The organism is Arthrobacter sp., assembly GCF_031988865.1.
In the GTDB taxonomy this organism is placed as follows: Bacteria; Actinomycetota; Actinomycetes; order Actinomycetales; family Micrococcaceae; genus Arthrobacter_B.
The window spans coordinates 51,740-59,214 of record NZ_DALZXY010000010.1; the positions used below are offsets into that span (position 1 = coordinate 51,740).

The 7,475-nt window shown below is 62.5% G+C and carries 8 protein-coding genes and 1 other RNA gene; 1 reads left to right on the plus strand and 8 read right to left on the minus strand.

Annotated features, from left to right (window positions below; all coding sequences use genetic code 11):
- Positions 1 to 191: 191 nt before the first annotated feature.
- From ssrA to prfB, 8 genes are all read right to left on the minus strand, one after another.
- Positions 192 to 561: a transfer-messenger RNA gene (gene ssrA / locus RTN46_RS03510) on the minus strand.
- A 73-nt stretch (positions 562 to 634) separates the two neighbouring features.
- Positions 635 to 994: a hypothetical protein gene (locus RTN46_RS03515; protein ID WP_312179047.1), complete on the minus strand. Its 360-nt coding sequence runs from the start codon at positions 992 to 994 to the stop codon at positions 635 to 637.
- Positions 994 to 1,467 (minus strand): SsrA-binding protein SmpB, encoded by a 474-nt coding sequence (smpB, locus tag RTN46_RS03520; RefSeq protein ID WP_312179048.1) that lies wholly within the window; start codon positions 1,465 to 1,467, stop codon positions 994 to 996. The genes RTN46_RS03515 and smpB overlap by 1 nt, the downstream gene beginning before the upstream one ends.
- A 54-nt stretch (positions 1,468 to 1,521) precedes the next feature.
- Positions 1,522 to 2,934 (minus strand): peptidoglycan DD-metalloendopeptidase family protein, encoded by a 1,413-nt coding sequence (locus RTN46_RS03525; RefSeq protein ID WP_312179050.1) that lies wholly within the window; start codon positions 2,932 to 2,934, stop codon positions 1,522 to 1,524.
- Positions 2,935 to 2,985: 51 nt separating this feature from the next.
- Positions 2,986 to 3,897, minus strand: coding sequence for a permease-like cell division protein FtsX (gene ftsX, locus RTN46_RS03530; RefSeq protein WP_312179051.1), 912 nt, complete (start codon positions 3,895 to 3,897; stop codon positions 2,986 to 2,988).
- Positions 3,894 to 4,694, minus strand: coding sequence for a cell division ATP-binding protein FtsE (gene ftsE, locus RTN46_RS03535; protein ID WP_312179052.1), 801 nt, complete (start codon positions 4,692 to 4,694; stop codon positions 3,894 to 3,896). Before ftsE ends, ftsX begins: the two co-directional genes overlap by 4 nt.
- A gap of 164 nt (positions 4,695 to 4,858) precedes the next feature.
- On the minus strand, positions 4,859 to 5,638 hold the full coding sequence (locus RTN46_RS03540) for an SDR family NAD(P)-dependent oxidoreductase (RefSeq protein ID WP_312179061.1): 780 nt from the start codon (positions 5,636 to 5,638) through the stop codon (positions 4,859 to 4,861).
- A 107-nt stretch (positions 5,639 to 5,745) separates the two neighbouring features.
- A complete protein-coding gene (gene prfB, locus RTN46_RS03545; protein ID WP_312179054.1) occupies positions 5,746 to 6,864 on the minus strand; it encodes a peptide chain release factor 2 in 1,119 nt (372 codons plus the stop codon).
- Between the two features lie 179 nt (positions 6,865 to 7,043).
- Here prfB and RTN46_RS03550 point away from each other — a divergent pair, with 179 nt between their 5' ends.
- Complete coding sequence (locus RTN46_RS03550) at positions 7,044 to 7,349, plus strand: hypothetical protein (protein ID WP_312179056.1); 306 nt, start codon at positions 7,044 to 7,046, stop codon at positions 7,347 to 7,349.
- The last annotated feature ends 126 nt before the right edge of the window (positions 7,350 to 7,475 follow it).

Sequence of the window (7,475 nt, forward strand, 5' to 3'; positions counted from 1 at the left end):
GACTTCCAGGGCTGAGGCCTTCTTGCCGAGGTAGAAGTGCAGCCGTCGGGCGAGGCCTTGCACGGCTTCCCACTCTTTTGTCACCTGGTGGGGTGTTTGGGCAGATCAGTGATCCCTTCCGTCGCTGCACCGGACGCAAACAAGCCGGACGCAGAAAAGCACCCCGGCCCAAAGGCCGAGGTGCTTCTCGCTAGTGGAGATGGGGGGAATTGAACCCCCGTCCGATGTCGTGTTGTCAGGGCTTCTCCGGGCGCAGTTCACATCGGAGTTTCTCGGCCCCAGCCATCAGGTGAACAAGTGGCTGATCCGGGCCCAGCCGTCTAAAAGTCCCGAGCACTCCAACGGCGAGAGTACTCAGCAGTGGCCCTCTAAATGACGCCAGTATCCGGGACGAGAGCATTCCCGGGCTGACGGACTATGCCTGCTGCTTAGGCAGCGAGAGCGAAGTCAGTGCGCTTTGATTCGGCACTTATTGGTTTGCAAGGAGCGTTTACGAGATAACCCTGCATCCTCGGCCCGCTTCACCTGTCGCGACTAACATCGTCGAAACCTGTCATCCCCGTATTCAGTTACCAAACTGATTGTTTCATCCGGCCATAAATACACCGGACCGTTAACTATAGCGCATCCCGGGCTAGAAGGTTAGGCCGAAGACGGTCAAGGGTGTACCCCAGACCACCAGCACCAGGCCGGCGAGCAGCACAAAGAGCACGGACAGAATCGCCAACGCCGTCATGCCGGCGTACTTGCGCCTGAACGCCCAGCCAAACAGGATGGCGTTGGCAACCAGCAGCACCGGAGAGATCCAGACCAGGACCTGCGCCAGATAGACATAGAAAACCACGAAAAACGGGACAACTACCAGAATGACCACCGGCAACACGGCAACCACAATCAGCAGGTCGAGCACCGTGATGGCCCACGCCCACACAGGCTTCCGCGGGCTGGGGGGAACCTCCTCCTCCGGCTGCGATTCCCAGAACGTTCCGCTCATCAGGCTCCGCGGTTCTTGGCCCGCATCTCCCTCAGCGCTTCACGGTTGTCCTGCTTCTCCCGCAGGGTCTGCCGCTTGTCATAGTCGCGCTTACCCCGGGCGATGGCGATTTCCACCTTGGCCCGTCCGTCCAGGAAGTAGAGCTGCAGCGGAACGATCGTGAAGCCGGATTCGCGGGTTTTCTGTGCGATTTTATCCAGCTGCTCGCGGTGCAGCAGCAGCTTACGACGGCGACGAGCCGAATGGTTGGTCCAGCTCCCGTTCAGGTACTCCGGAATGTAAACAGCCTCAAGCCACAGTTCGTCGTTGTAGAACGTCGCAAAACCGTCCACCAGCGAGGCCCGCCCCTCCCGGAGGGACTTCACCTCGGTTCCCATCAGCACCATCCCGGCTTCATAGGTATCCAGGACTTCGTAGTTGTGCCGGGCCTTACGGTTGGTGGCCACCACTTTACGGCCACTTTCTTTGGGCACGGTTCAACTCCTTAGTGTGAGGCGGATGCTAGCTGCGGAACCCCTATTGTAGGCCTACAGCAGTCCCATGGGGTTAACGAGCTGTCCGTTGAGCATGGTCTCGAAGTGCAGGTGGCAGCCCGTCGAGTTACCGGTGGTTCCTACATAGCCGATCAGCTGGCCGGCGTTGACCCGCTGTCCGGCTGAGACGGCCCGGCTGCTCATGTGGTAATAGTTCGTGGCCAGCGCGCTGGTTCCGATTACTCCGTGGTTGATCACAACGCGGTTGCCGGTGCCGATCATCTCGTTACCGCCCATGTCCGAGCGCCAGACCTCGCCGGCCGCAGCGGCATAAACCGGGGCACCACAGCCCGCGGCGAAGTCGATGCCGGAGTGCAGGTAGCCGCCGGTTCCGGAGAAGTCGATGGTGCCAGGCGGCGTCGGACGCCAACCGAACCCGGAGGATATCGGTGCACTGACCGGGTGCCGGAGGCCGAATGCCGACGGGTTGGTGGGAGCGCTGGTCTGCGGCGGCGGCGCCGGCTGGTTGTTGCGGGCCGCTTCTTCGGCTGCCAGGCGGTTGGCTTCGGCGATGCGGGCTTCCTCGGCGCGGCGAGCTTCCTCCAGCAGAATGCGCTGGCGCTCGGCGATTTCCGCCTGGACGGCCTGCTGCTCGGACTGGATGGAAGCCAGCTTGGCCTGAACCACTGGTTTCTGTGCTTCGAGTTCGCTGTTGAGCGCTTCGGCGCTGGCGATCAGTCCGTCGACCTTGGCCTTTTCGGCTGCAGCCTCATCACGGGCCGTCTGCTCGGCCTTCAGCGCTTCTTCTGCCTGCGCCTTGAGTGCGGAGATTTCGTCTTCGACCGCGGAGAGCCGCGCCTCAGAGTTCACGTTTGTGGCTGCCTGCTGCGAGAGACGCTCGACGGCGGCGTTCTGCCCGCGCAGGGCCTGCCCGGCCATTCCCATGGAGTCCGTCAGGCTGTCGGCGCCGTCCGCTCCGAACAGCAGCGAGAGGCTTGAGGGCACTCCCCCGCTCTTATAGGCCTGGCTGGCGATCTGGCCGATCACCTTCTGCGTTTCGTTCAACGCCTTTTTGTCTTCTTCGATCTGGGCGGCGATCGTGTTGCGGGTTTCCTGTGCCAGGGCAACCCGGTCGGTAAGCGCACCCACCTTGGCTGAGGCGGTACTGACCCGGCCTTCGGCGTCGGCCAGCACGGTCTGTGCCGCCGGGAGTTCCTCGTTCTGATAGATATTCAGCTGTGCCACGGTCTTGGCGATGTCCTCGCCCAGGTACTCGTACTCTTCCTGGACCCGCTGCTGCTCGGCGTCGAGGGAGGCCTTGCGGTCACTGAGATCATCGGCGTTGGCCGTCGAGTTGAAGGCGAGCACGAGGGCAAGCGCCATGGCAGCTGCGGTGGCAGCGGCCCGCTTGGCAGGGCGTATCGCCGCAGCGGCATGCGGCTGCCGCTTGGCCTGACGGTCAATCATTGGCGAGACTCTCCATGAAGTTTTCAGCTTTCCTTTCCCGGTGCCCACACTCTAGACCTTGATGTACCGTCTGAGCGTCAGCAGCGAGGATACGCCCGCCAGCAACGCGCCAAGAATCAGCAATATCGGACTCAGTATGAGTACTTCCTGTGCAGATATGAAGGCAGTTGCGGGATACTGGCGAGCCAGCATTCCTATGAAGAAGTGTGCCACGGCCCACAGCGTGCCGGAGGCCAGCACGGCCCCGATCAGTGCGGCGATCACGCCTTCCAGGACAAAGGGCAGCTGGATCACCGCTTTCGAGGCGCCCACCAGGCGCATGATCCCGGTCTCTCTTCGCCGGCTGAACGCCGATAGCCGGATAGTCGTCGCGATGAGCAGGATTGCGCAAACCAGCATCAGGACGGCGATCAGCAGCGCCACGAGCGAGGCTATGTTCATGAAGGAAAAGACCTTCTCCAGCAGCTCACGCTGGTCACTGACGGATTCGACGCCGGGCATCGAGGAGAACGCCTCATTAATGACTTCGTACTTCTCCGGATCGACCAGCGACACCCGGAATGTCTCGGGCAGCTGGTCCGCAGTCACACTGTCCACGATCGGAGAGTTGGCGAACTGCTCGCGGAAGTGGCCCAGGGCAGTTGCCTGGTCTTCGAACTGGACCGTGTCGATGTACTGCTCAAACTCCGGGGAATCCAGCTTCGCTTCAATCGCGCTGCGCTGCTGGTCAGTGACCGCCCCGGAGGCGCAGGACGGGGAGGTGTCATCCCCGACGCAGAGGAAGACGGCTACCTGTACCCTGTCGTACCAGTAGCCCTTCATCTGGTTGATCTGAAGCTGCAACAGGCCTGCAGCGCCAACGAACGTCAGCGAAACAAAGGTCACCAGAATGACAGAGACAACCATCGAGAGGTTGCGGCGGATTCCGGAGCCGATCTCGCCGAGGACAAAAGCCATCCTCATTCGGAGACCTCCGAACCGGCCAGGCCGTTGGGTTTCGCAGCATCAACGGTCTCAGGTGAAGCCTTGTCTGCGGCGCCTGCCGTTCCAGCCGCCGGAACCGTGGGCTGCATCGCCGTCGCGAGGTAGATTCCTTCGCGCTCGTCGCGGACGACCTTGCCGCTGCGGAGTTCAATAACCCGCTTGCGCATGGCGTTTACGATGTCATGGTCGTGCGTGGCCATGACTACGGTGGTTCCGTTTTGGTTGATCCGGTCCAGGACCTTCATGATGCCCAGCGAAGTGGTCGGGTCCAGGTTTCCGGTGGGTTCGTCAGCCAGCAGGATGCCGGGCTTGTTCACGATCGCCCTGGCGATGGCCACACGCTGCTGCTCGCCGCCGGAGAGTTCGTGCGGGAGCCGCTGATCTTTGCCTTCCAGTCCCACGGTTTTCAGCACCTCGGGTACCGAGTCCCGGATGACGGCGCGGCTGCGGCCGATCACCTGCATGGCAAAGGCCACGTTGGCGAAGACGGTTTTATTGGGCAGCAGACGGAAGTCCTGGAAAACGACGCCAATGCCGCGGCGGAGCCGCGGCACGCGCCAGCTGGGAATCTTGGCCACGTTGGACCCGGCAACATAAACCGTCCCCCGCGTGGCGTGCTCTTCCTTGAGCATCAGACGGATGAGGGTGGATTTCCCGGAACCGGATGCTCCCACCAGGAAGACGAATTCACCGCGGTCGACGTCGAGGCTGACCGAGTTCAAGGCCGGCTTGGAAGTGCGGTCGTAAACCTTGGTGACGTTGTCAAAAGTGATCATTGCTGTTTCATGCCCCTACGTAACAACCGGAACAGTAAGGGCCTTTGAGCTCGGGAGCAGGGAACCGGCCTTTCGACTATAGCCAGCGGAACCCCGTGGCGGGCAGAGGCTACGCAGGTGTGTCGCCGGAGATGTCCCCGCAAGCCAGGTAACTTTTCGGGTACTTACCGGGCGCTCCAGCCGCCGTCCATGGTGTAAGAACCGCCCGTTGCCATACCGGCGTCGGGCCCGGCAAGCCAGGCAGCCAGCGACGCGACCTCGCCGGGTTCCACAAGGCGTTTCACCGCGGACTCCGTGAGCATGATCGAGGCCACTACTTCTTCCTCGGGGATGGAGTGGATCCTCGCCTGATCGGCAATCTGGGCTTCCACGAGCGCCGTCCGAACGTAGGCCGGGTTGATGCAGTTGGAGGTCACTCCGTGCGGGCCGCCTTCCAGGGCAGCGACCTTGGAGAGACCTTCGAGGGCATGCTTGGCACTGACGTAGGCACTCTTGAACTCGGATGCACGCAGCCCGTGGACACTGGAAATATTGATGATGCGGCCGAAACCGCGCTCGTACATACCCGGAAGGACGGCGCGGATGAGCAGGAAAGGCGATTCGACCATAAGCCGGTGGATAAGCCGGAACGTTTCCGGGTCGAACTCCTGGATCGGGCTGATCCGCTGGATGCCGGCGTTGTTGACGAGGATATCCGCGTCCAGCGTGAGGGTTTCCAGGGCACCGGTATCACTGAGGTCGACTTCCCAGGCAGTTCCGCCGGTCAGGGCGGCAACTCGCTGCGCGGCTTCCGCATTAACGTCGGCAACGGTAACTTTCGCGCCAAGTTCGGCAAGTTTTACGGCACAGGCTTCCCCAATGCCGCTGCCGCCGCCGGTAACAATGGCCGACCGTCCATCCAGTGTTCCCGGTCCTGTACCAGCTCCAGCTGCGCTCATTTCCAGCTCCTTTGCCGGTTGGTCCTAAGCGGGCACGCGGCGGCCGCATCCCGCCGAACCTATGGCAAGACGAACAACGGCGTCAATGAGGAGTGTTAACGGGCGTCTGCCAGCTACTTCCGGGCGGAGACACTTCCGTTGGCACGCCAGCGGATGCCTGCGTCAATGAAGTCGTCGATTTCGCCGTCGAACACCGCTGAGGTGTTGCCGACTTCGTGCTCCGTCCGCAGGTCCTTGACCATCTGGTAGGGGTTCAGCACGTAGGAGCGCATCTGGTCACCCCAGGAGGCCTTGACGTCCCCCGCGAATGCCTTTTTCTCGGCGTCCTCCTGTTCCTTCTTCAGCAGGAGCAGGCGGGACTGGAGCACACGCATGGCGGCTGCACGGTTCTGCAGCTGGGACTTCTCGTTCTGCATGGAGACCACAGTCCCAGTCGGAATGTGTGTCAGGCGGACGGCAGAGTCCGTGGTGTTCACGGACTGGCCGCCGGGGCCGGAGGAACGGAAGACGTCCACGCGGATCTCGTTATCCGGAATGTCGATGTGGTCGGTGGCCTCAATCAGCGGGATGACCTCGACGGCGGCGAACGAGGTCTGCCGGCGTCCCTGGTTATCGAACGGGCTGATCCGGACCAGGCGGTGGGTTCCCGCTTCGACCACCATGGTGCCAAAGGCATACGGTGCCTTGACCTCAAAAGTGGCGGACTTGAGGCCGGCCTCTTCGGCATAGGAGGTGTCCAGGACCTGTGTCGGGTAGCCGTGGCGTTCTGCCCAGCGCAGGTACATGCGCAGCAGCATCTCTGCGAAGTCCGCGGCGTCCACGCCGCCAGCACCGGCACGGATGGTCACGACAGCTTCCCGCTCGTCATATTCACCAGAAAGGAGGGTCACGACCTCCAGGTCGGCCAGTGCCTTGCGCAGCGACTCCAGTTCGGCTGCAGCTTCGGCCTTGCTGTCGGCATCGGACTCGTCCTGGGCAAGCTCCACGAGCACTTCCAGGTCATCTATGCGGGCCTCGAGTTTCTGCAGCCGCTCCAGCGCGCTCTGGCGGTGCGAGAGCTTGGAGGTTACCTTCTGCGCGGCGTCGGGGTCGTCCCAGAGATTCGGCTCACCTGCCATCTCGCTCAGCTCAGCGATGTCCTCCTTCATCGCGGCGACGTCGGAGACGTCCTCGATGGAGGCGAAGGTCGAGCGGAGGGCGCGGATTTCTGCGGGAAAATCAATTTCAGCCATGGTGATTACAGACTACGCCATGGCCCGGTTCCGGAACGGGGACGGCCTGCGGCACACGCTCTGATGGGCCGGGGAATGTCAGGGTGCGGGAGTAGATTGGTGCTGTTCCCACCGGAAAACGAGCACCGCAGTACCGCAGTTTTAGCAGCACCGCAGCTGAAAGGAGCACCGCCATTTCCATGAACCGGCACTCAGATTTCCCCTCCCCTGCCGCGCACCCGCAGTCCGGCCGGGAGTACAGCCGCGAGGACCTGGAAGGCCTGGCGGACCAGGGCGATTCCTGGGCCCTCGGCAAGCTCGATGACTGGGACCAATACGACGCCGCCGATTACACCGGCACACGCCGTGACCGCTGCCCCGACCCGTCCTGCGCGCTTTACGGGGAACCCGTGACTCTCTGCTTTGGTGAAGACGGCCAGCTGCTTGACATCGACCACGGCGGCTGGGGCCATTACCCGCCGCGGGAACAGGCAAAGGCTTCATAGGCACCTCCGAGTCCTGCCTTACCGCGTCAGGCGGGCCCGCGCGTCACTTTCGGCGGTGATTGGAATCCCCTCCGGGACCAAAAAGTTCACAATCGGCGGGTGTACGACGCCGGAAAGCACCACACG

Bases quoted from the DNA above. Each gene is read 5' to 3' on its own strand.
- RTN46_RS03515 (WP_312179047.1), bottom strand. From the start codon at position 994: ATGAGCGGAACGTTCTGGGAATCGCAGCCGGAGGAGGAGGTTCCCCCC.
- RTN46_RS03525 (WP_312179050.1), bottom strand. From the start codon at position 2,934: ATGATTGACCGTCAGGCCAAGCGGCAGCCGCATGCCGCTGCGGCGATA.
- ftsX (WP_312179051.1), bottom strand. From the start codon at position 3,897: ATGAGGATGGCTTTTGTCCTCGGCGAGATCGGCTCCGGAATCCGCCGC.
- ftsE (WP_312179052.1), bottom strand. From the start codon at position 4,694: ATGATCACTTTTGACAACGTCACCAAGGTTTACGACCGCACTTCCAAG.
- prfB (WP_312179054.1), bottom strand. From the start codon at position 6,864: ATGGCTGAAATTGATTTTCCCGCAGAAATCCGCGCCCTCCGCTCGACC.
- RTN46_RS03550 (WP_312179056.1), top strand. From the start codon at position 7,044: ATGAACCGGCACTCAGATTTCCCCTCCCCTGCCGCGCACCCGCAGTCC.